Origin of the sequence: Nonomuraea aurantiaca (genome assembly GCF_020215705.1) — a bacterium.
Taxonomy (GTDB): domain Bacteria; phylum Actinomycetota; class Actinomycetes; order Streptosporangiales; family Streptosporangiaceae; genus Nonomuraea; species Nonomuraea aurantiaca.
The window spans coordinates 245,868-271,921 of sequence record NZ_JAIWNB010000015.1; the positions used below are offsets into that span (position 1 = coordinate 245,868).

Annotated in this window: 24 protein-coding genes; 19 read left to right on the forward strand and 5 right to left on the reverse strand. The window is 70.1% G+C overall.

The window, feature by feature from the left end:
* The first annotated feature begins 34 nt into the window (after positions 1–34).
* From LDL49_RS32030 to LDL49_RS32040, 3 genes are all read left to right on the forward strand, one after another.
* Positions 35–634, forward strand: coding sequence for a TetR/AcrR family transcriptional regulator (locus LDL49_RS32030; protein WP_225296491.1), 600 nt, complete (start codon positions 35–37; stop codon positions 632–634).
* An 86-nt stretch (positions 635–720) separates the two neighbouring features.
* Positions 721–1,257: a DUF4245 domain-containing protein gene (locus tag LDL49_RS32035; RefSeq protein ID WP_225296492.1), complete on the forward strand. Its 537-nt coding sequence runs from the start codon at positions 721–723 to the stop codon at positions 1,255–1,257.
* A gap of 28 nt (positions 1,258–1,285) precedes the next feature.
* On the forward strand, positions 1,286–1,552 hold the full coding sequence (locus tag LDL49_RS32040; RefSeq protein ID WP_225296495.1) for an exodeoxyribonuclease VII small subunit: 267 nt from the start codon (positions 1,286–1,288) through the stop codon (positions 1,550–1,552).
* A 44-nt stretch (positions 1,553–1,596) separates the two neighbouring features.
* On the opposite strand, the gene LDL49_RS32045 is transcribed toward LDL49_RS32040, so the two are convergent.
* Entirely contained in the window at positions 1,597–2,007 is a 411-nt protein-coding gene (locus LDL49_RS32045) for a nitroreductase family deazaflavin-dependent oxidoreductase (protein ID WP_225296497.1), read from the reverse strand.
* Positions 2,008–2,095: 88 nt separating this feature from the next.
* Between LDL49_RS32045 and LDL49_RS32050 the strand changes: the two genes are divergently transcribed.
* Positions 2,096–2,686, forward strand: a complete 591-nt coding sequence (locus LDL49_RS32050) for a TetR/AcrR family transcriptional regulator (protein ID WP_225296499.1) — start codon at positions 2,096–2,098, stop codon at positions 2,684–2,686.
* Positions 2,687–2,754: 68 nt separating this feature from the next.
* On the opposite strand, the gene xseA is transcribed toward LDL49_RS32050, so the two are convergent.
* Together xseA and LDL49_RS32060 are read right to left on the reverse strand one after the other, a co-directional pair.
* A complete protein-coding gene (xseA, locus tag LDL49_RS32055; RefSeq protein WP_225296501.1) occupies positions 2,755–4,026 on the reverse strand; it encodes an exodeoxyribonuclease VII large subunit in 1,272 nt (423 codons plus the stop codon).
* Between the two features lie 27 nt (positions 4,027–4,053).
* Positions 4,054–5,127, reverse strand: a complete 1,074-nt coding sequence (locus LDL49_RS32060) for a DUF8129 domain-containing protein (protein WP_225296503.1) — start codon at positions 5,125–5,127, stop codon at positions 4,054–4,056.
* 98 nt (positions 5,128–5,225) lie between these two features.
* Between LDL49_RS32060 and LDL49_RS32065 the strand changes: the two genes are divergently transcribed.
* Positions 5,226–6,191, forward strand: coding sequence for a 4-hydroxy-3-methylbut-2-enyl diphosphate reductase (locus LDL49_RS32065; RefSeq protein ID WP_225296505.1), 966 nt, complete (start codon positions 5,226–5,228; stop codon positions 6,189–6,191).
* Between the two features lie 18 nt (positions 6,192–6,209).
* Here LDL49_RS32065 and LDL49_RS32070 read toward each other — a convergent pair whose 3' ends face one another.
* Positions 6,210–6,719, reverse strand: coding sequence for a DUF6542 domain-containing protein (locus tag LDL49_RS32070; protein ID WP_225296508.1), 510 nt, complete (start codon positions 6,717–6,719; stop codon positions 6,210–6,212).
* Between the two features lie 14 nt (positions 6,720–6,733).
* Positions 6,734–7,990 carry a DNA recombination protein RmuC gene (locus LDL49_RS32075; protein WP_225296510.1) on the reverse strand — a complete coding sequence of 419 codons (1,257 nt, stop codon included), beginning with the start codon at positions 7,988–7,990 and terminating at the stop codon, positions 6,734–6,736.
* A gap of 138 nt (positions 7,991–8,128) precedes the next feature.
* On the opposite strand from LDL49_RS32075, the gene LDL49_RS32080 reads away from it, so the two are divergent.
* The 14 genes from LDL49_RS32080 to LDL49_RS32145 form a co-directional block, all read left to right on the forward strand.
* Positions 8,129–8,902, forward strand: a complete 774-nt coding sequence (locus LDL49_RS32080; protein ID WP_225296512.1) for a hypothetical protein — start codon at positions 8,129–8,131, stop codon at positions 8,900–8,902.
* Between the two features lie 11 nt (positions 8,903–8,913).
* A complete protein-coding gene (ychF, locus tag LDL49_RS32085) occupies positions 8,914–9,990 on the forward strand; it encodes a redox-regulated ATPase YchF (RefSeq protein ID WP_225296514.1) in 1,077 nt (358 codons plus the stop codon).
* Between the two features lie 84 nt (positions 9,991–10,074).
* A complete protein-coding gene (locus LDL49_RS32090) occupies positions 10,075–10,374 on the forward strand; it encodes a hypothetical protein (RefSeq protein ID WP_225296516.1) in 300 nt (99 codons plus the stop codon).
* A gap of 629 nt (positions 10,375–11,003) precedes the next feature.
* Complete coding sequence (locus tag LDL49_RS32095; protein ID WP_225296518.1) at positions 11,004–11,750, forward strand: conjugal transfer protein; 747 nt, start codon at positions 11,004–11,006, stop codon at positions 11,748–11,750.
* 72 nt (positions 11,751–11,822) lie between these two features.
* A complete protein-coding gene (locus tag LDL49_RS32100; protein ID WP_225296520.1) occupies positions 11,823–12,077 on the forward strand; it encodes a hypothetical protein in 255 nt (84 codons plus the stop codon).
* A gap of 56 nt (positions 12,078–12,133) precedes the next feature.
* Entirely contained in the window at positions 12,134–14,905 is a 2,772-nt protein-coding gene (locus tag LDL49_RS32105) for a TcpE family conjugal transfer membrane protein (protein WP_225296523.1), read from the forward strand.
* 47 nt (positions 14,906–14,952) lie between these two features.
* Entirely contained in the window at positions 14,953–17,433 is a 2,481-nt protein-coding gene (locus tag LDL49_RS32110) for an ATP-binding protein (protein WP_225296525.1), read from the forward strand.
* On the forward strand, positions 17,430–19,760 hold the full coding sequence (locus LDL49_RS32115; protein WP_225296527.1) for a type IV secretion system protein: 2,331 nt from the start codon (positions 17,430–17,432) through the stop codon (positions 19,758–19,760). Before LDL49_RS32110 ends, LDL49_RS32115 begins: the two co-directional genes overlap by 4 nt.
* A gap of 2 nt (positions 19,761–19,762) precedes the next feature.
* The gene (locus LDL49_RS32120; protein WP_225296529.1) at positions 19,763–20,392 is read left to right on the forward strand and encodes a hypothetical protein; all 630 of its coding nucleotides are present in this window, start codon (positions 19,763–19,765) and stop codon (positions 20,390–20,392) included.
* The gene (locus tag LDL49_RS32125; RefSeq protein ID WP_225296532.1) at positions 20,389–21,489 is read left to right on the forward strand and encodes a C40 family peptidase; all 1,101 of its coding nucleotides are present in this window, start codon (positions 20,389–20,391) and stop codon (positions 21,487–21,489) included. Before LDL49_RS32120 ends, LDL49_RS32125 begins: the two co-directional genes overlap by 4 nt.
* Positions 21,490–21,531: 42 nt before the next feature.
* The gene (locus tag LDL49_RS32130; protein WP_225296534.1) at positions 21,532–21,924 is read left to right on the forward strand and encodes a (deoxy)nucleoside triphosphate pyrophosphohydrolase; all 393 of its coding nucleotides are present in this window, start codon (positions 21,532–21,534) and stop codon (positions 21,922–21,924) included.
* Positions 21,925–21,988: 64 nt separating this feature from the next.
* Positions 21,989–23,911 (forward strand): TrbL/VirB6 family protein, encoded by a 1,923-nt coding sequence (locus LDL49_RS32135; protein ID WP_225296536.1) that lies wholly within the window; start codon positions 21,989–21,991, stop codon positions 23,909–23,911.
* 74 nt (positions 23,912–23,985) lie between these two features.
* Complete coding sequence (locus LDL49_RS32140) at positions 23,986–25,371, forward strand: hypothetical protein (protein ID WP_225296538.1); 1,386 nt, start codon at positions 23,986–23,988, stop codon at positions 25,369–25,371.
* Positions 25,372–25,804: 433 nt separating this feature from the next.
* The coding region (locus tag LDL49_RS32145) for a transposase (protein ID WP_225296539.1) at positions 25,805–26,054 on the forward strand (250 nt) is incomplete at its 3' end.

Genomic DNA, 26,054 nt, shown 5'->3' on the forward strand with positions numbered 1-26,054 from the left:
GTATCCCCGGTCAGCGGAGGATAATGTGCCTGCCATGAGCAGCGATGTGGAACAACCGGCGACAGCCCGCACCTCCGGGCGAGGCGCGGCCACGCGCAGCGCGCTACTCAAGGCCGCCAGAGACGTCTTCGTCTCCAAGGGCTTCGCCGAGGCCGGAGTGACCGATGTGGTGGCCAGGGCCGATGCCAGCGTGGGCAGCCTCTACCACCACTTCTCCGGCAAGGCCGACCTCTACCTCACGCTGTTCGAGGAGTGGCAGGCCAGGCAGGCCCAGCGGACCAAGCAGGCCGCCCGCGCGGCTCGCGGCGAAGGAGAGAGCGACCCGATGCGGGTCTTCATCCGCGCCGCCCGCGCCTACCTCGACGGATGCATCGAGGAGCGCGAGCTCGCCGCGCTGTTCCTGCGCGGCGACGGGCCGCCCGGCTTCGAGCTCGTCATGCGCGCCCGGCTGCGCAAATGGGCCGAGCGCAACGCCGCGCTCTTCGAGGACGAGGGGGCGCTGGTCGTCGTTCTCACCGGCGCGCTCGCGGCCGCCGTCTCCGAGGTGGTGCTGTCGGACGACCCTGGGCTGGCCGAGGACGTGCTCGCCATCATCGGCCAGATCCGCCCGGCCGCCTCATCGGGCGGCGGGTAGATCCGAGCGCCCGCTTCGTCGGGCGGCGGGTAGATTCGCCTGGCCACTTCGTCGGGCGGCGCCACCAGCGGGTAATCTCGCCAGTTGTGCGACGGTTCACGGAAGGTTTCTACGGCTACGCGGTAGCCCTGCTCGTCTGTCTCGTGGGGATAGGGCTGTTCCTGCTGGTCACGCCGCAGAGCCGGGAGGAGCACATCCCCAAGCTCGACTACTCCATCACCGTCGCCAACTTCGGGCATGACGTGCCCTACCAGGTGTGGGCGCCCGCGAAGGACCCGGCTGGCTGGGTCCCCAACAGCAACAAGATCGCCAAGGGCTCCGGCGGGGCCAAGGTCCTCTACCTCGGCTATGCGACGGCCAAGAGGCAGCACGCCATGTTCGTGCAGAGCGACGAGAAGCCGGCCGCCGGGTTCGCCGACCGGATGGCCAACTCCAACCGGGCCGTAGGCACCCAGCAGGTGGCCGGGCAGCCCTGGGAGCAGCGCTTCCGCGAGGACAAGAACCAGCGCTCGCTGATCCGGATGCTGCCGGAGGTCACGCTGGTCGTCACCGGTACGGCCGACTGGACCGAGCTGGGCGAACTGGCCGCGACCCTGCAGCAGCGGCCGAAGGTGACGAGCTGAGCCGCTCCTCGGCGGGCCAGGGCGCGGGATGTCGGTGCCTGACTCTAGGGTGGTGCCCGTGGCAGAAGAGAAGGCACCCTCATACGAGCAGGCCCGCGAGGAGCTGACCGAGGTGGTGCGCCGCCTGGAGACGGGCGGGCTCACCCTGGAGCAGTCGATCGAGCTGTGGGAGCGCGGCGAGAAGCTGGCCGCCATCTGCGAGGAGTGGCTACAGGGCGCCAGGGTGAAGCTCGCCGCCGCCATGGCCCGCCGCGCCGACCCCACCACCAACCAGTCGGACGACGCCCCGTTCTAGCCGCCCCGCAGCTGGACGACGCTCGTGCTGGCCGCTGACGCCCGTCAGGCGGAGCGGCGGAGGGCCACCACCGGGATGCGGCGGGTGGTCTTCGCCTGATACTCCGCGAAACCCGGTGCGATCTCGACCACGCGGGCATAGAGCCTGTCGCGCTCTTCCCCCTCCACGACCTCGGCCGTGAGCTCGAACGTCTCCGTCCCGATCTCGGCGGTCACCTCGGGGTTGGCGACCAGGTTGTGGTACCACGCCGGGTGGTGGTCCGCGCCGGCGTACGAGGCGATGACGACGTAGCGGTCACCGTCCTCGAAGTACATCACCGGGCTGGTCGTGCGCTTGCCGCTCTTGGCGCCCGTGGTCGTGAGAAGCACCAGGTCGGCACCCTCGAACATGCCGCCGACCTTGCCCTTGTTGGCACGGAACTCGGCGATGATCTGCTCGTTGAAGTCGTTCGCCATGATCGCTCCTCGAATCGGAAATTTCTCCATTTATGGCAGCCAAAGCCTAGCCGGAGAAATTTCCGTTTACCACGATTATGCTCAGCCTGTGTGCGAGCGTCGATCACTGCCGATCATCGGGCAGCCCCAGCCCGAACGGGCTGACGCGGCGCGCAACAGGCAGAAGATCATCGAGGTGGCCGCCAGGATGGTCGCCGACGGGTGCGTCGGCCGGCTCTCCCTCGACGAGGTCGCCCGCGAGGCGTGCGTGGGGGTCGGCACCGTCTACCGCCGCTTCGGGGATCGGGCGGGGCTGGTGCTGGCGCTGATCGATGACCGCGAGCGACGCTTCCAGGAGGACTTCCTGCGCGGGCCGCCGCCGATCGGACCGGGCGCGCCTCCAGCCGAGCGGATCAGGGCGTTCCTGCACGCGCTGATCGATCGGGTGGTCGAGCAGATGGACCTGTTCCTCTTGCTCGGGCCGCCGACCGCCCAGCTCAGCGGGGCGTACAGGGCGCATCACACCCACCTGGCCGGGCTCCTCGCCGAGATGCGCCTGGAAAGCGCGGACTTCCTGGCCGACGCGCTGCTGGCACCGATCAACGCCCATCTGCTCCGCTACCAGCGGGACGAACGCGGCATGTCGGTCGAGGAGATCAAGGCCGGATTCGACGCTCTGACCCAGGCGATCAGGGCCTGAAGCAGAACAGGTTCGCCTCGGGGTCCGGTTCGGGCGGCTTCGAAGGCAGATCGCCCTCGAAAGCCGGTTCAGGAGGCGGTTTGGTCGGAAGCCTTCTTGCGCGGCTTGCGGGTTTTGGCGGGGTCTTCCGTACGAGTGGGGTCTTCCGTACGGACGGTCAGGCGGTCGTCGCTGAGCCGGATCGTCAGTACGGAGCCGGGGGCCACGTCCTTGGCCAGCCGGACGACCTCCCCGGACGGATCCTGAACGATGGCGTAGCCGCGTTCGAGCGTGGCGGCGGGTGAGAGGGCGACGAGCCGGGCGCGGAGATGCGACAGCGAGTCCTCCGCGCGGTCGAGTGAGCCGCCCAGCGAGCGCCTGGCCCGGTCGCGCAGCGCCTCGGCCTGCTCGGCCCGGCGTTCGAGCTCGCGCACCGGGTCGGCCAGCGAGGGCCGGGAGCGTACCGACGTCAGCCAGGACATCTCCCGATCGAGCCAGCCGCCGAGCACTCTGCGGCCCCTGTCGCGCAGCTGGCGCACCAGCGTGAGCTGCTCGCCCACGTCGGGCACCACCTTCTTGGCGGCGTCGGTCGGCGTCGAGGCCCGCACGTCGGCCACCAGGTCGAGCAGCGGACTGTCCTGCTCGTGGCCGATCGCGCTCACGACAGGAGTGCGGCAGGCGGCCACGGAACGCACCAGCGTCTCGTCGGAGAACGGCAGGAGGTCTTCCAGGGAGCCGCCGCCACGGGCGATGACGATCACCTCGACCTCGGCGTCCGCGTCGAACTTACGCAGCGCCTCGGTGACCTCGCCCACGGCGTACGGGCCCTGGACGGCCACCTCCTCGACCTTGAACCGCACGGCCGGCCAGCGGCGCCTGGAGTTTTCCAGCACGTCGCGCTCGGCCGCCGAGTCGCGGCCACAGATCAGCCCGACCGTGCCGGGCAGGAACGGCAGCCGCCGCTTCCTGTCGGCGTTGAACAGGCCCTCGGCGGCCAGCAGCTGGCGCAGCCGTTCGAGCCGCGCGAGCAGCTCGCCCACGCCGATCGGCCTGATCTCCAGCGCGGTGAAGGCGAACGAGCCCTTGTTGACCCAGAAGTCGGGCTTGACGTGCACCACGACCCGGGCGCCGTCGGCCGGGCGGGGCATGGTCGCCTCGTAGACGCCGCGTGGGGCGGTGACCCTGGCCGACACGTTGGCCACCGGGTCGCGCAGCGTCATGAACACCGTGCCGCCACGCGCGCTCAGATCGGTGATCTGGCCCTCGACCCAGACCGTGCCCAGCTTGCCGATCCAGCCGCCCACCATCTGCAGGACGGTGCGGATCGGCAGCGGAGACTCGGGCGAGGTCTTCGAGGTCATGGCGGAAGACTACGGTGCCAGGACGACTTATTCCCCGGCCTGCAGCTTGACCAGGCGGTTCTCGAACATCCGGACGACCTCGGGCCGCCCGCTCGTGGCCTGCTCGTACGCGATGAGCTCGGTGATCTGCTCGGCCGACTTGCCGCGCATCCTGGCGCGCAGGGAGGCGACGGTCAGCTCGGAGTAGCCGGGCAGGGGCTCGGCCAGGTCGGTGGCGACCTTCGTCTCGATGACGGCCGCCGCCTTGGGGGTGGCCTTCGCCTTGGGAGCCGCCTTCGGCTTGGGGCTTGCCTCCGCCTCGGTGGTCGCCGTCGTCTCGGTGGCGGTCACCGTATCCGTGGCGGGCTCGGCCTTGGGAGCGGCCTTCGGCTTGGCGGCGGCCCGTGGCTTGGCAGGGGTACGCGGCTTGGTGGGCCGCGCGGGCTTGACCTCGACGGGCGCCGGCGCGACGACCGGCTCCGCCCCGGCCACCGGCTCGGCGGCGACAGCGGGCTCGACGGTGGCGGCCTCAGGCTCGGGCGCGACCACGGGCTCGACGGTGGCGACTTCGGGCTCGGGCGCGACCGCGGGCTCGACGGTGGCGGCCTCAGGCTCGGGCGCGGTCTTGGGCTCGGGCGCCACGGCGGGCTCGGGGGCGGCGGTCGGCTCGGGGGCGGTCACCGGGGCGGGCGCGGCGGCGGTCTCCGTGGTGGTGGCCTCGGTGGTGGTGGCCTCGGGCTTCGGCTTGGCCGCCGGGCTGAAGATGACCGGGTCCGGCTTGGTCTTGGGGGAGCCGTTGGACGCGGGGGTGTCGGACGGCGTGGGGCGCGGCGCGAAGATGACCGGCTCCTTGCGAGCGGGCTTCGCCACCTCCTCAGCGGGCGCGGGCGGCGTCACCTGGTCGGCGGCGGACGGGCGGGAGTCGTAGTCCGCCTCCTTGTCCTCCTTGCCGCCGATCCCTCTGATCGAGTTCTTCATCCGGTCGACGAGCAGCAGCGCCTGACCGGCCGCGCTCAAAGTGGTCTGGATCACGAGGAGCGGAAGGTCCTTGGCCTTCTCCTTCAGCTCGTCCTTGTTGGTGATGGTCTTCGTGATGTTGCGTATCACGTCGCTGAGGGACATGACGTCTCCCTGGGAGGTCTGTATTGGACGGCCAGTCTGGCACGGCGGGCAACCACGCACGCGCGGGCCTGTCGGCCGCTCCACGTAGCATAAGAAGTATGGAGCCCCAGACCCCCACTTCCCGCCGAGTCCTCGTAGCCCGGCCACGCGGCTACTGTGCCGGAGTCGATCGAGCCGTGGTGGCGGTCGAGAAAGCCCTGGAGCAGTACGGCGCGCCCGTCTACGTGCGTAAGCAGATCGTCCACAACACGCACGTGGTCAAGACACTGGAGGCCAGAGGCGCGATCTTCGTCGAGGAGACCGAAGAAGTGCCCGAGGGAGAGATCGTGGTGTTCTCGGCCCACGGTGTCTCGCCCGCGGTGCACGACGAGGCCAGGCAACGCGGATTGCGCACGATCGACGCTACCTGCCCACTGGTCACCAAGGTGCATAACGAGGCAAAGAGGTTCGCCGGTCAGGAATACGACATCCTGCTGATCGGGCACGAGGGGCACGAAGAGGTCGAAGGCACCGCCGGTGAGGCGCCCGACCACATCCAGCTCGTCGACGGCCTCGACTCCGTCGACCGGATCCAGGTCAAGGACCCGTCCAAGCTGGTCTGGCTGTCGCAGACCACCCTCTCGGTCGACGAGACCAACGAGACGGTGGCCAAGCTCAAGGAACGCTTCCCCACGCTGATCGACCCGCCCAGCGACGACATCTGCTACGCGACGCAGAACCGCCAGGTCGCGGTCAAGGAGATCGCCGCGGAGTCGCAGCTGGTCATCGTGGTCGGGTCGGAAAACTCCTCCAACTCCAAGCGCCTGGTCGAGGTGGCCAAGGACTACGGCGCCGCCGCCTCCTACCTGGTCGACAACGCCACCTTCATCCGTGACGAGTGGCTCGACGGCGTGACCACGGTCGGCGTTACCAGTGGCGCCTCAGTGCCGGAGGAGCTGGTCGCCGAGGTGCTCGCCCGGCTGGCCGAGCACGGGTTCGACGACGTCGCGGAGGTCGAGCCGGTCCACGAGAGCGTCCGCTTCGCACTGCCGCACGAACTCCGCAAGGACCTCCGAGCCTCCTGACCTTCCCCGGTCGCGGGGTCAGTCCTCGGTGCGCGCCGTGCCGTACACCTTGGGCTCGAAGTAGCCCTCGGGCTCCGGTACGAACGACTGGCGCGGGCGCGGCGCCTCGGCGCCCGCCCGCAGCTCCTCGCGCAGATCCCGTACGTTGTCGCGCAGCCCGCGCCGCCAGGCGACGACGAGCACGATCGCCGAGCCCGCGAACAGCCAGGGCGCCCCGCGCGACAACGAGCTGAACAGCCCGAGCGCGAGCGACTGCGCGATCGACACGGAGCCGAACGCCCGGCCCAGCTCGACGAAGAACGTCGCGACGAAGAACACCAGCGGCGGCGTCACCACCAGCGACAGCAGCTCGCGCGGGTTGACCAGGAGCACGCCGAGCAGGCTAGCCACCACGAACACCGGCCCGACCACGACCGGCAGGTCGATGAGGGCGGCCACGACATAGGCCGCCAGCGTGGCGATCAAGGCGAGCGCGATGGCACCGCGAGCGGTCAGCCTGACGGCTGATCGCTTGCCTTTCTCACTCATTGGCCCCCGCCCCCTCACTGCGACCCGTTGGCCAACTTACCGTTCGCGTGCGAGATCAGAGACGAGGTTTCCAGCAGTTCGGGGGAGGCCAGCGGCCTGGGCAGGCCCTCCAGCATCTCCGGAGCGTCGAGTTCGCCGTCGACGACGCCCAGATCGTGCAGCTTGCGCGCGCTGACCAGCACGCGGCTTTCGAGCGATCCCACAGTCTTGTTGTACGCCTCGACGGCCCGGGTCAGGGACTTGCCCAGGGACTCGACATTCCTTCCCAGCGACGAGAGCCGCTCGTACAGCTCCTTGCCCAGCTCGAACACCGCGCGCGCGTTCTCGCTCAGCGCGGCCTGCTGCCAGGCGTACTGGGCGGTGCGCAGCATCGTGATCAGCGTGGTCGGGGTGGCGATGTGCACGCGGCGCGTCATCGCGTACTCCAGCAGGGCCGGATCCCGCTCCAGCGCGGGCGCCAGGAACGCCTCGCCGGGGATGAACAGCACCACGAACTCCGGCGACGGGTTGAACCCCTGCCAGTACGTCTTGGCGGCCAGCCGGTCGACGTGCTCGCGTACGTGCCTGGCGTGCGCGTCGAGCCGCACGGTGGCCAGTGACTCGTCGGACGCCTCCGCCGCCTCCAGATAGGCGGCCAGCGACACCTTGGAGTCGATCACGATGTTCTTGCCGCCGGCCAGCCGCACGATCATGTCGGGCCGCATGGCGCCCTCGGTGACCTGCTCGTCGAAGTCGCAGTAGCGCTGCATCCCGGCGATCTCGGCGACCCTGCGCAGCTGCAGCTCGCCCCACCGGCCACGGGCCTCGGGTCGTTGCAGCGCCCGCACCAGCGCCGTGGTCTGCGAACGCAGCTCCACGCTGCTCTGCCGGACGAACTCCATCTGCTTGGCCAGCTCGGCCCGGCCGGCGCGCTGGGCCGACTCGGTGTCGCGCAGCTGGGCCTCCACCCGCGTGAGCGCGTCCTTCAGCGGCTCGACCAGGTGCTCGACCGCCTGCCTGCGCTGGTCGAGGTCGCCACTGGCCTCGGCGCGGCTGGCGGCCAGCCGCGTCTCGGCCAGCTCCAGGAAGCGGAGGTTGTTGACGTCGAGCGCCCGGGTGGACAGCGCCTGGAAGCGCTCGGCGAGCTGCTCCTCGACGTAGACGAGCTTGTCGGCGGCCGATCTGGCCTTGGCATCGGACTCGGCCAGCCGCACCGCCATCCGGGTGCGGGCGATCATGAACCCGATGGCCAACCCGACGGCGAGGCCGATGAGAAGCGAGACGACATCCACTCCGCTATCCACTCCGCCGCTAATCGCTCCACTGCTTGTCCACTCCCACGATGATTGCAGGTCATTGATCGCGGATCTCTCCGACACGCTTGGGCATTCCGCTTGTGCGCCTCATCATCGGTCACTCACAGTACTTGTATGATTACCCGATGGCGGCCGACGTTGTCGTTCGTGACGGTGCTCGCCATGGCGGCGGGCGTGGTCGCGCTGGCGGTGGTGGTCGTCCGCGCCGGCTCCCCGCGCCCCGTCGCCGCCCTGAACCCCCGGCCGGCGCTGCGGTGGGAGGCCGGCGCGTGCGTGCGCCGATCCGCCGAACGCTACGACCTGACGCCCTGCAACGGCGGTGACTCCGAGGTGGTCGCCGTGTCCACCGACCCGCCGGGGCCGGGCGCCTGCCCCGATGACGTCGACGACGTCCTGCGCATCGGCGGAGGGCGCGCCGCCTGCGTACGCAACTTCCTCGAACCGCACCCCGGCGCGCCGGGCGGTGGTGGGGGAGTGCTCAGGCCGGGCGACTGCGTCGCGCTTGACGGCCGCGAGCGGCCGTGTGCGGGGTCCGGCTGGTACGGCAGAGCCGTCGCGCTCGTCCGTTCGCCGTCGAGCTGCCCCGCGACCACGCTCGACACGCTCACCTTGGACGGTCCGGCGCCCGGCACGCCGGCCGGCGACGCGGTGGTCTGCCTGGGCCGCGGCGGCAAGGTGCTCGGGCGGGGGATGTGCGTGGCCGAGCCGGGCCCCGGCGCGGTGACCAGGTCGGCGATCGACCGGGTCGCCTGCGCGTCGCCGAGGGCCTGGGCCCGGGTGACCGCCTTCGCCGAGTCCGCCACGAGCTGCCCGGGCAGCTCCGAGCGCTACCTGACGGCCCGGGGCGCCTATCGGCCCGTGACCTGCCTGAGTCTTGTGAGCAAGTAAACTCGGCGAACGTGAGCCTCTCCATCGGCATTGTCGGTTTGCCCAACGTCGGCAAGTCCACGCTGTTCAACGCGTTGACCAAGACCGGCAACGCCCTAGCCGCGAACTACCCGTTCGCCACCATCGAGCCCAACGTGGGCATCGTGGGCGTGCCCGACGACCGCCTGCCCAAGCTGGCCGAGATCTTCTCCTCGGCGAAGGTGCTGCCCGCCAAGGTGGAGTTCGTCGACATCGCCGGCCTGGTCAAGGGCGCCTCGGAGGGGCAGGGGCGGGGCAACCAGTTCCTCGCCAACATCCGCGACACCGACGCGATCTGCCAGGTGATCCGGGTCTTCACCGACCCCGACGTGACGCACGTCGACGGCGAGATCTCCCCCAAGCGCGACATCGAGACGATCAACACCGAGTTGATCATGGCCGACCTGCAGACCGTGGAGAAGGCCGTGCCGCGCCTGCAGAAGGAGGCGCGCCACAACAAGGACAAGAAGGCCTCGCTGGAGGCCGCGGAGGCCGCCCTGGCCGTGCTCGAGACCGGCAAGACCATCTTCGAGAGCGGCCTCGACCGCGAGGAGCTGCGCGAGCTCCACCTGCTGACGGCCAAGCCGTTCCTCTACGTGTTCAACCTCGACGCCGACGAGCTGATCGACGCCGCGCTCAGGGAGCAGCTGTCCACCCTGGTCGCCCCGGCCGAGGCGGTCTTCCTCGATGCCAAGATCGAGTCAGAGCTGGTCGAGCTCGACGACGAGGAGGCGCTGGAGCTGCTGCAGTCGGTGGGCCAGGAGGAGTCCGGCCTGTCGCAGCTGGCGAGAGTGGGCTTCGAGACGCTCGGCCTGCAGACCTACCTGACGGCCGGGCCCAAGGAGACGAGGGCCTGGACGATCCGCAAGGGCGCCACCGCGCCCGAGGCCGCCGGCGTGATCCACACCGACTTCCAGCGCGGCTTCATCAAGGCCGAGGTCGTCTCGTTCGACGACCTGGTCGAGGCGGGCTCCATCGCCAGCGCCCGCTCTGTGGGCAAGGCCCGCATCGAGGGCAAGGACTACGTCATGCGTGACGGCGATGTCGTGGAGTTCCGGTTTAACGTCTGATTCCCGGATAAGTGAGACGTCAACCACTTTGGGCCCCTACGCGTCGAATTGTCACAGCGTTTACGCTGACTCGGGAGGGCCCTCATGATCCGTCGCATCATCCGGAAACGACGTCCCGCACCTTCACTGGCGGGCATCAGCCTCGAAGAGGAGCTCGCCCTGCTGCGGGTCGAGCTCATGTACGGTCTGCGCGTCAATCGCGAGGCGTACTTGCGCAGGAAAGTGGACGAGCGCGAAGAGCTCGCCATGCGGGTGCGTGGGCAGGACGCCGCCACCATGCTCGAAGGCCTGCGTGGTTCGCTGGAGCGGTCGGTGGCGCCCACGGTGGTCGATCTGCGTAGCAGGAGACGGCGCGACTTGGGACAGGACCCAGAGCCTGCCTGAGGGCGCGCCACGCACCAGGCCGCAGGCCCCTTCACGGGCATGCGGCCGTTCGCGTGTTATACCAATTCCGCAGGTCAAAGAGAGTCCATGGCTGCTTTGGACAGGAATCCGTGGCCGCAGGGCTATGCCATTACCGGCCTCTGGCCTGGTCAAATGCCCATTTGGCAGGGGAAGTGACAAGAGTTGGCACTCCAGCGCGGCATACACAACCTGGTTTGCCCATGGACGGCGATGCCTGCAGCATGGGCGTGGCTTTCCTGGAACAATGGCGGAGACCGGTAGGGTGACTGCTTCACCGCGGATGATGGGGATCGGCAACGGACGACACCGCGCCAGCCCGGGGGATCGGCGCGAGCGGAGGCGTGATGGCTCGTAGGTCAACCGTCCAGCAGGGTCCTCGGATCCCTAGCGACCCCGAGCTTTCGGCACGCCATGACATGGCCGACTTCGACGTGTCGCCTGCCCGCAGGCCGCGCCGTGGCGGCTGGTCTGGTGCCGGCGGGAGATGGCTGGTGTGGACCGGCCGAATCGTTCTCTGGGCGCTTATTGTAGTTATCGTGGTCAATGGGGTCCGTGCCCCATTTGAGAGGTTTACTCAGAGTGGCGCGGCGGCTCCGAATGAGGCGCCCGTGGCCAATCACGGATTCCCGGTCGACCGCGGCATGGCGTTCGCGGCCCAGTTCGCCGGCGTCTATCTGAATTTCACGCCCGCCGACGCGCAGAGCAGGGCGGGCAAGCTGGCCGCGTTCCTGGCGGACGGCATGGATCAGCAGATGGGCTGGGACGGCAACGGCAAGCTGGCCGCCGTCGCGATCCAGCCCTACGACATCGAGGCCACCAGCGCCAGCGACGCGATCGTCACCGTGGCCTTCCAGTCGGGCTCCCGCCGGATGATGCTGTCGGTCCCGATCTACTACTCGGCCGACGGCGGCGGCAGGTTCGTCGTCTCCGGCCGGCCCGCCATACTGCCCGCGCCCGGCCGGGCGGATCTGCCCCAGCTCGCCAAGCCCGAGAACGACGACGCCGTCGCCGCCGAGCTCAAGCCGCAGCTGGAGGACTTCTTCAAGAACTACGGCTCAGGCGACACGACGGGATTGCAGCGTTATGTCGCCGCGGGCAAGAGCATCGCGAGTTTCGGCGGCGCCTTCACCTTCGCCGAGCTCAAGGACATCGTGGTGCCTGTGGGGGGCGCCACTCGAGAGATCCAGGTGGTCGTGGTGTGGAGCGTGCCGAGCGGCGCGACGCCGTCGGCCGAACCGGACGCCGCCGACGCGGCCGGCGCCCGCCTGGAGCAGGCATATCGCCTCACCGTCGAGAAGCAGGGCGACAAGTGGTACGTCGACGACATCCGCGGTGCCGGTCGGGCCGTTGGGTAGACGCACGAACGCCCTGTTGATCGGTACCCCCGGGAGGACAAAGAAGTGATCTTGAAAACGATAGTGCTCAACATGATCGAAATGACGCCAACGCCCGCCCCCACCGGCATCGACTCCGCGGGGCTCGCCAACTTCCTGCGGGCCTTCTTCGCCCCGCTCTTCCTCGTCGTCGTCTCCGTGGTCGCGCTCTTCTTCCTCTTCACGCGCGAGATCACGAGGTTCGTGCAGTTCCTCATCCTGGCCATCGCCATCGGCGTGATCTTCTACGTGCCCAACATCATCGAGGTGACGGCGAAGGCGATCGCGGGAGCACTGGGCATCAAGTAAAGGGTTGAGACCGCTCAAGGGCGGTCATTGTACGAGCGGGTGGAGAGGAGGACCGCGTGGACCTGCCCACGTATACCAATATCTGGCGAATTGAGAAGCGGCTCTACAAGCTGTACGACCTACGGCTGCCGATGCCCCTCCCGATCGTGTGGATCGGCGTGTTCGTCGGCGTCCTGGCTCCATGGTCCCTGCTCCTCATGCTCCTGCACATCCCTTTCGCCGCACCATGGCATGTGCTTTACCTGGTGCCACCGGGTGTCGTCACCTGGCTGTCCACCCGCCCGGTGATCGAGAGCAAGCGTTTGACCGAGCTCCTGCAGTCGCAGCTGCGCTACGTGGGCGAGCCGCGGGCCTGGTGCCGGATGGCGCCGACTTCCGAGCCCGAGATGGTCACCTTCGCGGGACGCGTCTGGCGGGTCACGCCCAAGCGGGTCAAGGCGCCGCGCAAGGCCCGCCAGCCCCAGCGCAAGCGCCGCGCCGAGCTGGCGCTCGCCACCGAGACCAGGCGGGCTGTCGGCGCCGAGCCGGTGACCGGGCCGCGCCAGGTCCGCCCTGCGGTCGCGGCCGCCGCCGCGGCGGCCGCCCAGGCCCCGGTCGCCGAGCCCAGGCCCGCCCGCCCCGGCTGGGGCTCGGTCACGCGCCGCGGCACCGCGCCCGCCCTGGGCACCGAGCCGGCGGTCCAGCCGCCGGCACTCCAGCCCGAGTCCTCTGTACGCCCGGACAAGACCCTCGCGATGGGCTCACGGCCGGCCACGAAGGGCTCTTCGGCGGACCAGACATCGGGTGTGGGGCCCAGAGCGGGCAAGGCCGCTGAGAGCAGTTCACGGCCGACGGAGCCACCGCTGATCGCCGTACAGGGGGACGGGGGCGGCGAAGATGTCGCCCGCGGAGCCGGAAGGCCGATCGACAGGAGCGGCGACGACGTCGCCCGGACGGCCGAGAGGCCGATCGACAGGGGCAGTGAAGACGCCCCCCGTGTGGCCGGGAAGCCGATCGACACGGAGGCGCTGCGGCGGCTGCGCAGGTTGGCGGCGAGCGCCGACACGACGGCGTCCAGCGAGGCGGCCCGTGCTGAGGCGGCTCCCGCTGACGCGACCCCCTCCGAAGACGTGACCCGCGCGGAGGCGCCGCACACCGAAGCCGCGGCTCGTGAGGCCGTGGCCGGTGGAGTGGCGGAGGCAGGCGGGTCCTCGCGAGTGGGCCGGAATGAAGAGGGATCACGGCGCGACGACGGCGCCGACCACGAAGAGGTGCGTGCGACCGGTTCCGAGGAAGTGCGCGCCGCCGACCCCGAAGAGGTGCGCGCGACCGGTTCCGAAGAGGTGCGCGCGACCGGGGCGGATGAGGTGGCGCGGGACCAGCACCGGAAGGGGAAGCCGCCCAGGCAGAGCCCGCCGCTCGTGTTCCCGGACGTGCAACGGCTCTGGCCGCCGCTCAGCCCCGACAGCAAGCCGGTGCGGTTCATCCGGCCGGTGACACGCGACGACGAGGCCCAGAAGACCGGGACGGCCCCCGTGGGACGCGGCGACCCCGCGACCACCGCGTCCGTACCCGACCCCGCGACCACCGCGTCCGCCCACGAGTCCGAGACCACCGCGTCCGTCCACGAGATCGGCCCCGCCAAGAGTGAGCGGGCCCGTCAGGAGAACGGCCTGGCGAGGAGCGAGCGAGGCCGTCAAGGGATCGGCCCCGCGAAGGGCGAGCGAGCCGCGCCGGCAAGCGGCAGCGGGACGTACGCGGACGAGGCAGCGGTCAGCAGGGCGTACGCGGACGAGGCAGCGGCCAGCGGGCCGTTCGAAGGCGAGCAGAGTGAGCAGGTCCGGCGGGCGCCCGCGGCCAGGCAGATCACCCAGGGGCCCACGCCGGGCGAGCGGGTGCGGCGGGTCGAGTCAGTGGTCGGCCGCGACTCCGGTGGCTGGCGGCGGATCGCGCAGGTGGTCGTCGGCGGCGGCAGCGTGCGGACCGACGGATCGGAGATCGACGAGGCCCGGACGAGGGCGGTGTTCAGCGGCAGCCGCCGGGTCGTGGTGCTCGGCTGCACCGGTGGCGCCGGGCAGAGCACGACGGCGCTGATGCTGGGACACACCTTCGCCCAATACCGCGACGACCGGGTCGTGGCCATCGACGCCAACACCGGTGGCAACACCCTGACCAGCAGGATCGACCCGGAGACCCCCGAGACGCTGGCCTCGCTGCTGGCGGGGCTCGAGCGAGTGAGCGGCTACCTGACCATGCGGGGCTACACCACCCGCACCGGGTCGGGGCTCGAGGTGATCGGCGCCGACACCGACGCGGACGCCGAGCAGCGGCTGGCCGACCGGACGCTGTTCTCCGACCACCGGCTGGGCCAGGCCATGCACCTGCTCGACCGGCACTACAAGCTGGCCGTCCTGGACCCGGCCGCCGCGCTCGCGGCTCGCGTGCTCCCGTACGCCGACCAGCTGGTCCTGGTGGTCCCCGCGAGTGAGGAGGCGCCCGAGGCGGTGGCGATGACGTACGAGTGGCTCGACGGGCACGGCTGCGCGGACCTGCGCAGGCGGGCGGTCATGGTGGTCAACGGCGTGAGCAGGCGTTCGATGGCCGATGTCGAGCAGGCGGAGTCGGTGGCCAGCGGCAGGTGCCGGGCCATCGTCAGGGTCCCCTGGGAGGACGACCTGGCGCCGGGCGGCGACGGGGTGGTCGATCCTGGGCAGTTGCGCGCGGCCGGGCGGCGGGCCTACCTCGCCCTCGCCGGGGTCGTGGTCGCGGGCTTTGCGGCACAGACGGTCCGTCCGAGCGAAGAGGAGTTGGCGAGTGACCCCCCGGGCACGAGAATCGGTGAGCGATAAGTGAACATGCGAGCAGGTCTGACTTGTTCATGCGCCGAGGGGGCGGCATGAGCAGGGGGTCCCGAGCGCATCAGCGCCTGGCGGTCCGCTATTTCGACGACCGCATCCTGCTCACCAACACCTGCGCATGGGCGTATTTCCGCCTTCCGACGATCAGCTACGAGTTCGTCACGCCCGAAGAGCGTGAGGCGCTGGCCACCAACATCACGATCGCGCTGGCCACGATCCGGATGCCCGACGCCGAGGTACACCTGAGGGTCGCGCACCGCACCTATCCCGCGGCCGAATGGGCGATGGCGCTCAACGCCACCTCCGACGAGGGGTCGGGCTGGCGCGACTATCTGGAGGAGATGTACCGGCACGTGTGGGCCAAGGACTTCTGGTCCAAGGAGGTCTACATCGGCGTCCGCCTCGGCCCCCGGGGCAAGCAGGTGGGCGCGGGCGTGCTGGGGCAGCTCTTCGGCTTCTACCAGCGTACGGAGAAGGCACTCGGGCTCGAGGACGACCATGTGCCGGAGGGCGAGATCGCCAGGTGGACCGAGCAGGCCGAACGCCTGGGCCGGGCACTCGCCTCCAGCGCCCTCTACGCCAGGCATGCCACCTCCGTGGAGGTGGCGTGGCTGTTCCAGCACTCGGCCGCGGGCGCGCTCGGCGATCCGCCGCCGTCGGCGAGCCCGAAGCGGCGCTGGGGCAAGGGCGAGATCGAGTCGCTGGTCGAGGGTGAGATCCACAACGGCAGGTCGCTGCTGCGCATCGTGCAGCCGCAGGGCGACTCCTATGTCGCGCAGCTGTCGTTCGCCCGCTTCCCGGACATCATGCCGTTCCCGGACGGCGAGCCGTGGCTGCACTTCGCCGACCAGCTGCCCTTCCCCGTCGAGATCTCGTCGCGGATGCGGCTGATCCCGCCGGTCAAGGCGTCGAAGGATGTCGCGCGCAAGCTCGCGCACGCGCGCGACATGGACATCCACATCCGCGAGGCCGGCGCGGAGGCGCCGCTCGCGCTCGCCGAGCAGATCGACGCGGCGCGCATGCTGGAGCACGGCATCACGAAGGAGCGGCTGCCCTTCGTGTACGGCTGGCACCGGCTGATCGTGTCGGCCCCGACCGAGGACATGTGCGTACAGCGGGTCGAAGCGGTCGTCGAGCACTACCGTGACATGGGCATCGACGTGGTCAACTCGACGGGCGACCAGTTCTCGCTGTTCTGCGAGGCGCTGCCGGGCGAGAAGGTCAGGGTCAACGCCTATGCCCAGCGGCAGCCGCTGCGCACGATCGCCGGTGGCATGGCCACGGCGACCGTGGACCTGGGCGACCGGCTGGGCGACGGCAGCGAGGGCTGGCTCGGGCCGTACATCGGGGAGACCGTCGGCCGGGCCCGCAGCATCGTGCACTTCGACCCGCTGGTCGCGGCCACCCGCAACCGGCCGACGGCCATCGCGATCACCGGCGAGCCCGGTGGCGGCAAGACCACGCTCGCGCTGCTGATGATCTACCAGATGGCGCTGCGCGGCGTCACCGTGGCCGTGATCGACCCCAAGGGCGACGCCGAATCGCTGGTGCAGCTGCTGCAGAAGCGCGAGCGCAAGGCCCGCGTCATCCCGCTCGGCTCGGCCGCCCCCGGCCTGCTCGACCCGTTCTCGTTCGGCGACGACATCGCGGCCAAGAAGACCATGGCCACGGAGACGCTGCGCCTGCTTCTGCCCCGGATGTCGGAGGAACGCGAGTCGGCGATGATCCAGGCCGTCGCGGCAGTGTCCAACGGCGTGGACCCGTCGCTCGGCAAGGTGGTGGAGTTCTTGGAGCAGTCCACGGACGCCGCCTCCAAGAACCTCGGCGCCGTACTCCGCTCCATGTCGGAGATGCGGCTGGCCAAGCTCTGCTTCGACCCCTCAGGTGGCGACCAGGTCGACACCGAGGGCTGGACGACCGTGTTCACGCTCGGCGGCCTGACGCTGCCCGACGTGGCGACGGGCCGCGACGACTACTCCTACGAGCAGCGGCTGTCGGTCGCGCTGCTCTATCTGGTCTCCCAGTTCGCCCGGCGGCTGATGAACAGCCTGGACCGCCGCGCGCCCAAGGCGATCTTCTTGGACGAGGCATGGGCGATCACGTCCACGCCGGAGGGTGCGAAGCTGGTGCCGGAGGTCAGCCGCATGGGTCGTTCTCGCAACACCGCGCTGGTGCTCGTCTCACAGAATGCCGGTGACCTGCTGAACGAGCAGGTCACCAACTGTCTGTCCTCGGTCTTCGCGTTCAGGTCCACCGAGCGGGTGGAGGTCGAGCACGTGATGTCCCTGCTAGGCGTGGAGGCATCGGAAGAGCACAAGGCGGTGCTGAGATCGCTCGGCAACGGCGAATGCATTTTCCGCGATCTGGATGGCAGGGCGGGCCGCATCGGAGTAGACCTGATCTCCGAAGACCTGCTCCGCTGGCTCGACACCAATCCGACACACGACAAACCCAGCGACAACGGGCATCATGATCTTCAAGGGGGAGTGGGCGGCAGAGCGCAGGAGGTGCGGTCATGAAGATCCGGCTACCCAGGCGGCTCGCGCTCGCCCTGGCGCTGCTCGTGGGCATCCTCGTGGTGCCGATCGTGGTGGGCGCGCTCTCACCCGCCACCGCCGCGGGCCCCTGCGACCTGTCCGGCGCGCTCGCTCCCGAGGTGATCGGCAGCGGCTCCGACGGCATGATGCAGCCGCCCGCGCCCGAAGGCGGCGCGGCGCCGGCGCCGACCACCAACTACGCCCAGTTCGGCATGAGCGGCCAGTTCTGGCACACCTACGATCTGGGCTGCTCCGACTTCGCCGCGGTGCTCGGCAACACCTGGGCCAACACGATTTTCCTGTGGGCCAAGGCGATCGACCGGGTGACCATCACCACCTACCAGGCAGCGGCCACGGAAGGGCCGCTGCAGTCCATCAAGGACGTGGTCGATGACATCGTGACGAACCTGTCCAACGCCATGTACTGGCCGCTGCTGCGGCCGCTCGTCATCCTCGGCGCCATCTGGCTGGCCTGGTACGGACTGATCCGCAAGCGGGCCACCACCACCGCCGAAGGCGTGATCTGGATGGTGCTCGCGGTCACGGTCGCGACCTGGTTCTTCAGCCGGCCCGGCGACTTCACCGGCCTCGGCACGATCGTCACGGACAAGACCGGCGAGGTCGTCAACTCGGCCTTCTCCGGCCTGCCCGGCGCGGGCGGCGCCTCCTGCCTGCCCGGCCCCGGCCAGACGAACCCGGAGGTCAAGGCGGGCGGCTACGGCCAGACCGGCACGCCCGGCGTCGACCAGAACGCCGAGGCGCTGTGGTCCACGCTGGTCTGCAAGCCGTGGCTGATGGGGCTGTTCGGCACCGCCGACCCCAACCAGCCGATCGTGCGCGACTTCGGCCGGACGATGCTGGAGACCCAGTCGATCCCCGCCGCGACGGCCAACCAACCGGCTCCGGACGTCGGCGCGCATCAGGCGAAGTACGCCGAGATCGCCGAGAAGCTCAAGAACGACTCCCGCTACATGATCTTCTCCGGTCGCGACTGGACCAGCAGGCTCGGCGTGGCCATCGGCGCGCTGATCGCCGCCCTGGTCGCCGGGGTGCTCATCTTCCTGGTCGCGGTCTCGCTGCTGGTGCTGAAGGTCGGCTTCCTGCTGCTGCTGATTCTCGGGCCGGTGTTCCTGCTGATCGGCGTGCATCCGGGCAGCGGGCGGATCATCGCCATGCGCTGGGTGGAGATGTTGATCGGCACGCTGCTCCGGCAGGCCGTGCTCGCGCTCGTGCTCGGCGTGCTGGTGTACGGCTATGCGCTGATCATCTCGACCGCCATGCCGTGGGGGCTGCAGATCCTGTTCATGGCGCTGCTGACGATCGCGGTGTTCTTCTACCGGCGGCCGTTCCAGCACCTGTTCGCCTCGATGAACGGGCACACGCTGACCACGCGCATGCTCGGCGACGCCGCGTCCTCCTCCGTACTCGAGCGGTCGTCTTCGGCGCTGCCGCCGGTGGCGGCGGCCAGGATCGGCCGATGGGGTGCGCGCAAGGCCGAGCCGCTCATCCAGGCGGCCGCGATGGGCGCGTCGGCGGGCACCGCGGCGGCGGCGTCCACGGTCGCCCAGGGCCGGGCCCGTGGGCAGGAGACCGCGGAGGGCGCGGCCGCGTCCGGCACCCGGGTTCCCGCCACGGCCGCGCCGCTGAACACCGACAAGCAGGACGGGAAGGCCGCGGGCCGGCAGGTACCCGCACCGCGTGCCGGGGCCGCGCCGCCGCTCAACCTGAGCGGCACGCCGACCCGTACCCGTGGCACTCCGACGCCCGGTGGGGCGCGGCCGTCGGGCGGCCCGTCCGGTGGGTCCGCCGCCGGTGCTGGGAGCGCCGGTGCCGGGAGTGCCGGGGCGGGAAGTGGCGGGGCCGGCGGAGGTGGCTGGTTCGGCGGGCGTTCCGGGGGTGGCTGGGCGTCACGTCGTGGCGCGGGCGGCTCCGGTGGCTCTGGTGGCTCCAGGTCCGGTGGCACGCGGTTCGGCGGCGGGTCGGGCGGCTCGCGGTCGGGTGGATCCTGGCTGAGTGGCTCCGGTCGTTCGGGTGGCTCTGGTAGCTCCGGCGGTTCGGGGGGTTCCGGCGGTTCCGGCGGTTCCGGCGGTTCTGGCGGGTCCCGGTCGGCGAGCCGCGGTTCGTCGGGCGGCGGTGGGATGTTCGGTGGTGGCGGTTCAGGCGGTCGTCGCCCGGCCGACGAGCCGAAGGGCCGCTCCTCGGAGGCGCCGCCGCTCTGGCTGCCGAGCAGCCGCCGTGGCAGCGGCTCCGGTGAGGGCGAGCCGTCCGTGCCGTTCTGGCTCAAGCCCAGCAATCCGGACAGGGACTGATCATGGCGCAGCCGGGTGACAGGCGGGGCGTCGCCTTCGCCGCCATCGTGGTGGTCATCGCCGCCGTCGGCATCTACCTGACGATGTGGCCGGACTCCAGCGAACCGGGCACAGGGCAGACGTCCGCCGGCCACACCACGACCGTCTCACCGGCCGCGCCGAGCAAGCCGCTGGCGACCGCCAGCGGCAAGCCGTTCGACATTTACTCCTACCTGCCGATGACCAAGGAGCAGCTCGCCGCGGCGGCCGACCTGGCCGAGCGGTTCACCGCCGCGTACGGAACGTTCCGTTACGACGAGGAGCCCTCGGCCTATGTGGATCGGATCAAGGTGTTCACCACGGCCGAGTTCGGCAACGTGCTCGCCAGGACGCGTACCTCGCCCGGCACCGTCGAGCGCGACCGCGCCGACGAGCTCGTGGCGGCGGGGACGGCCAAGATGAAGGAGATCAGGCAGGTCGAGAAGTCGTCCATCATCTTCGTGGTGACCGGCACGCAGCAGATCACCGCCAAGAGCGGCAACAAGCAGGTCGTGGACGACTACGCGGTCACGGTGAGTCAGATGGGCGCCGACTGGCGGGTCTTCGACCTGCAACCCGCCGACGCGGGCCAGGACGGAGACACCCAGGGGTGAACACCTCCCGCGCTCGCATCGCCCTGGCGGTCGGAGCCGCCGGGGTGCTGCTCCTCGCCGTCGTCATCATGTCGCCGATGCTCATGACCTCGATCCCGTCGTTCCTCGGCAGCGGGACAACTGCCCGTACCGACTGCGTCAACGGCGACACGCCCGTACAGGAGGTGTCCGACACCGGCGCCTCCGACATCCCGGCCGACTACCTGGAGCTGTACAAGAAGTTCGGCACGAAGATCGGCGTCCAGTGGAACATCCTGGCCGCCGTCGGCAAACGCGAGACCGACCACGGCCGCTCGAACATGGCGGGCGTCAAGAGCGGCACCAACTACGCGGGCGCGGCCGGGCCGATGCAGTTCCTGATCGGCACGTGGGGTGGCAAGGCGCAGATCGCGATGTCGTCGAAGTTCAACGGGTACGCCTCCGACGGCGACGGTGACGGCGTGGGTGACATCTACAACCCCGCCGACGCGATCCTGGGCGCCGCGAAGATGCTCAAGCGCAACGGCGCTCCGGAGAAGGTACGGCAGGCGCTGTTCATCTACAACCGCGCCTGGTGGTATGTCGACCAGGTCGAGCAGATCGCCAAGGGCTACGCCAAGTCCGGTGACGTCGAGGTGCCGCCGCAGGCCGACGAGGCCTGCGACGACCCGCTGGTCGAGGCCGCGCCGAGTGACGTGGTGGCCAAGATCCTGGAGTTCGCGCTGGCGCAGCGCGGCAAGCCGTACCTATGGGGCGGGACCGGGCCCGACGCGTTCGACTGCTCGGGCATCATCTACGCCGCCTACCGGGCGGCGGGGCTGTCGATCCCGCGGACCACGTTCGGGCAGTGGCCGTTCGGCGTGAAGATCTCGCAGGGTGACGAACAGGCGGGCGACCTGGTGTTCTTCAACGCCGGGCCGGGCACGGGGCCGGACAATCCCGGGCATGTCGGAATGATCGTGTCGAAAGGCAAGATGGTGGAGGCCCGCTGCACGCTGTGCGGGCCGATCAAGGTGACGACGTATCAAGCGCGCGGCAATATTATGGGTTTCACCCGTCCATTACAGAACCCCGACGTGCTCGAACAGCTCAAGAAGCTGCAGAATGCCGCACTATGACAATGATCGCGGTAGCGGCATGACAGTGATCGTGGTGACGGCATGACGGTGATCGTGGTGGCGGCGGCGATCGTCTCCTCGGAGGGGCACGTACTCGCCGCGCAGCGGGCCGAGCCGCCCGCCCTCGCCGGCGGGTGGGAGTTCCCGGGCGGCAAGGTGGATCCCGGCGAGGGCGAGGTCGAGGCGCTGATCCGGGAGTGCCGCGAGGAGCTCGGCGTGACCGTGTCCGTGGGCGCGCGGGTGGGCGGCGACTGGCCGCTGTCCGAGGGATACGTCATGCGGGCCTGGCTGGCGTCCCTGGCCTGGGGCGTGCCGGAGGCGAAGGAGCACTTGGCGCTGCGGTGGCTCGGGCCTGATGAGTATTACGACGTGGCGTGGCTCGGGGCGGATCTGCCGGTCATGAAAGCGGTGGAAGATCTGCTCCGGCAGGGTTAACCATCTCCTCTGGGTGACATAACGATTACTGAGAGTAATGTCACACGGCCTGGGGGGAGGCGACGTGGTCAGACATGGCTGGATCGTGGCGGGGGCACTGGCCTTCGCGGGGGCGTCGGTTTTGACGGGCATCCAGTGCGAGCCCGTGGCGGCCGAGGTCTTCAGGGCCGCTGGAGGGGCTGGGATCGCGCTGGTCTTCGAACGGCTGGGCAATGCCGGCGAGATCGGGCGATGGGCGCGTACGGGGGATGTCCTGCGGTTTCGGGTGAGCCTGGAGGGAATGGGCCGCGACGCCCGGCTCGCGGTGGCGACCAGCCCGGCACCGGCGCTGACGTCGATGACGTGCCCCAGCTTGCCTGCTGGTGGGCTGTTTGACGCGAGTCCGGGAGTTGTTGGTGGGCCGGGGGATCAGGCGGTTGAGGGGCGGGCGGTTCCGGGCGGGTCGACGTCCTCGGGTGGGCCGGCGGTTCCCGATGGGCTGGCGTCTCCGGGTGGGTCGGCGGTTGCGGGTGGCCTGGCGGTTCCGGGTGGGCAGGCGTCCGCGCGTGGGCTGGCGCTTCCCGGCGGTGGGCTGGCGGTCCTGGGTGGGCAGTCGGTGGGTGGCGTGCATGCGTCGGGCGGCGCTCTGGCGGCTCGGACAGCCGCGCTGAACGCGCTCGCCGCTGGGGAGGCGGCTGACGGACAGGCCTCGGTGGGTGGGCGACTGGTCGCCGGGGTGGCGGCGTCGCGAGGCGTCCTGGCGTCCGGACAATCGTCGGCGTTGGCCGCGTCGCTGAGGACGGCGCTGGTGCCGACCTCGCCAGCGGTCAGCGCGTCGGGTGTGGCGGCGCAGGGTGTAGCCGCGCAGGGTGTGGCCGCGTCCGGCGGGATGCGTCCAGGGGGCGGAGTCGTGCCGGGTGTGGTCCCTGAGGCGCGGGTGTGTGCGCTGGGGGATGCGGCGGGGGATCGATCCGTGGACGTGCTGCTCACCGTGCCAGGCGGGTCGAAGGAGGTCGTGCTCACGGCGGCGGCTCGGGCGCGTGACACGGCGGGCGGCGGTTTCGAGACCGTCGTCGGTTCGGCCACGACCTCTGTCAAGGCCCCAGTGAGCGCGCCGGTCCAGGTGAGCGGCAGGCCGGCGGCACCCGTCGCGACCGTGCCGATGGGGCCGACGGCACCTGTCGCGACCCTGCCGAAGGGGACGCAGACACCCGCCCAGACGCTTTCGCAGGGGACGAAAAGACCCGCCCACACGCTTTCGCAGGGGACGAAAAGGCCTGCCCAGTCGCTCTCGCAGGGGACGAAGAGGCCCGCCCAGGCACTCTCGAAGGGGGCAAAGCCCTCCACCCAGACCCTGCCGAAGGCAACGGGCGGAGAAGGGGCGGTGCGTGGGCAATCCGCCGATGACAGCGCGGGGACGTTCGTCGAGATCCCGCGTGGTGACGTCACGCTGAGCGGCCGAGCGGTGCGCGTCAAGCGCGGCGCCGAGAACGCTCGCCCGGACGGGACGGCGGTCGCCGGAAGCGTGCGCTCCAGGAATGGGCACACCGCGAAGTCCGATCTGCGGATGGTCGCGGCCGGTCATGCGCGCGCGTCCAGCACCGTACCGAACGGGACGGCCGTCCAGGTCCCGGCGCCTGGGCTGCGGCGCGAGCCTGCACTGACGCTGCCTCAGGTCCTCCCTCCGCCGACGTCGGGCCTCGGCACTCCGAGAGTCGGCGGCGCCCCACAAGGCGGCGCCCCAGCAGGTGGCACCCCAGGACTTGGTACTCCGGGTTTCGGTGCCGGTGCGGGAACCGGATGGGGTGCTATGACATCGGCCGAAGAAGTTGGGCCGCCTCTGCCTTTCGCCATTCCGGGTAACCGCTATCAACCGGCCGAGCGGGTGAATCCCCTGGCAGGCGTACGCGGACTGCCATGGGTCGCGGGCGGGATCGCGGTGCTGCTCGGCGGGCTGTGGCTGGTCGCCAGGGCGCAACGGGCGCGATTGCGGCGAAAGGTGTTGTAATTCCGTCTTTACTGCTACTTTTACCCGGCTAGGATTCCCTTGACCATGGTTTCGGGACTGCGCGGAGGGCACAGGTGGCACGTACGCGAGCGACGGCCGTGTCCGCACTGATCCTGGCCTTAGGGCTGACGGGTGCCGGTGCGGTCCCCTTCGTCATCCAGAGCGCGAGCGCCTCCGCAGTCGCCTACGACCCCGCCGTCGAGCCCTGTGAGGCCGGCGAGGTGTGCGACACCACGCCGGAGACCACCGTCACGGTCACCACGACGATGGACACCCCCACTCCGGACCCGGAAACGACGATCACCAAGACCGTCACCGCGCCCACGAAGACGACGACGAAGACGAGCACCCCGAAGCGCTCGAAGACGCCGAGCTCGACCCCCAGCACGCCCAAGACCACGCCCACGCCTACGCAGCTGCAGCCGTTACCCACGCAGAGCGTGGAGGTGCCGCCCACGACCGCCACCTCGTCCACGCCCGAGCCCACGGACTCGGGCGTCGTCCTGCCGAGCGTGGCGCCCGTCGAGACCCCTTCGACGACGCCGTCGCCGAGCCTGACGGAGAGCTCGACGGAGGAGTCGGTCCCGCTCGAGCTGCGTAACGCGGCCCCCGAGTACGACCAGCGGACGCTGACCCAGCAGCTCAGCATCCCGGCGCTCGTGCTGGTGCTGCTGGTGCTGTTCGCGGTGCTCATCTTCGAGGGACGGCTGCGCCGGATGGCCCACGCGGCGGCTGTGCGCAAGGCGGGTCCCCAGGGCGGCCCGGGCCAGCCCGGCTTCCCGGGAGTCCCCGGTGGACCGGGAGGGACCGGCTATCCGGCGGGTCCCGGCTATGCCACTGCCGGTTTCGCGGCGCCCGGTTATCCGGGCGGTACGGCGTACGCGCCGATCATCAGTTTCGTTCCCGTACAGACCTATCCGGGGGGACAGGTCCAGTACGGCGCGGTGTATCAGGACCCGAACATGTACGGCCAGCCCGGCTACGGCCCCGCGCAGCCGCCCATGGCGGCGGGCGAGCCGGTGGTGCTGCATCCGGACGAGTTCGACACCTTCAGCCAGGAGCCGACCAAGTCGGACTTCGACGCCTTCAGCCGGCCCGAGCCCGAGGCGGAGTCGTACCGGGCTCCGTTCGAGGCTCTGGTACCGGCAGAGCAGCCGCCCGCGGACATCCCGCCCGGTGGTGCCGGTCCGTACGAAGACTCGCCTGAGCGCCCGCTGGGCGCCGCCTCGGCCGCCGAGACCGGCGACGCCGAGCCATGGGAGGGCATCGGCCAGCCTCGACCCGGTATCGAAGGGCCTGGCGTCCAAGGGCCTGGCGCCGGAGGGCAAACCCTCGAAGGGCCTACCCTCGAAAGGCCATTCGCCGAAGGGGCGCCCGCCGACGAGTCGCCCGCCGATGTGACCGCCATCCAGCCGCTGCCTTCGCAGAAGCCCAAGCGCCGCTGGGGGCGTCGCTCGTAACGCTGTCGTACGGTCTCGCGACTGTGGCGGCTGGCCGTCGGATTCGGCACGGAACTCGCGGTCCTGACCGACATCAGCGGTACGCGAGTATGTCATCCATGCCGGCCGCCCGGAGCGGCGACATGCGCTGCTGGTGAAGTGGCGGGCCGCGTCACGTACGGGTGACGAGTTTGTCGAAGGCGCGGTCCGAGAGCAGCCGGTGGACTCTCAGTGGGGGTTTAGGCATGGCTCGTTGGCATGTGCCCGCTATGTGGTCGCAGGCTTTTGGGCTCTTCATCCTATAGGTATAGATTTGCTCATTCCTCATCGCCGATGAGGGCGCCTGTTTGATTATTAGATGACGCTCGAATTCCGTCTGGTCTAGAAATGCGGTAGAAGCTCCCGGCCGGTCGAGGGCCACTACCGATCACACGTATCGGGTAGAAATTCCGCCATGAGCGAGCGGAAGCCGTACCCCAGTGACATATCCGACGCCCGCTGGGCCTTAATCGAACCCACCTTAACCACCTGGCGGCAGGCCAGACTCGACCGCCGGCCCACCGGTCAACCGGCGTCAGTCGAACTACGGGACGTCTTCAACGCGATCCTGTATGTCAACCGCACAGGAATCGCCTGGAAATATCTGCCGCATGACTTCCCGTCGCACAACACCGTCTACGCCTACTACGCGGCCTGGCGCGATG